Annotated in this window: 1 protein-coding gene; it reads left to right on the top strand. The window is 49.2% G+C overall.

All coding sequences use genetic code 11. The features are described from left to right. A partial coding sequence (locus tag SB773_RS33625) for a hypothetical protein (protein WP_410594800.1) occupies positions 1-250 on the top strand: 250 nt, incomplete at both ends.

Consider the following 250-nt stretch of genomic DNA (forward strand, 5'->3'; position numbering starts at 1 on the left):
GAGTGATTTTTTCGGCATGATGGCGAATATGCAAAACTCCGAAAGCAAAAAAGCCAGACAGTTAGCTAAAGCTGCTGCTATATCGCAGGCAATTATTAATACCTATCAGTCAGCTACTGTTGCATTCGCTGCAATGTCTGCCATTCCTATTGTTGGCCCTGCGCTCGGCGCTGCAGCGGCTGGCGCAGCTATTGTTGCCGGCATGGCGAACGTTAATGCTATACGCGGTCAGGCACATAATGGTTTGGAC

This window comes from Bacillus sp. SIMBA_074 (genome assembly GCF_046534555.1).
GTDB classification, from domain to species: Bacteria; Bacillota; Bacilli; order Bacillales; family Bacillaceae_G; genus Bacillus_A; species Bacillus_A mycoides.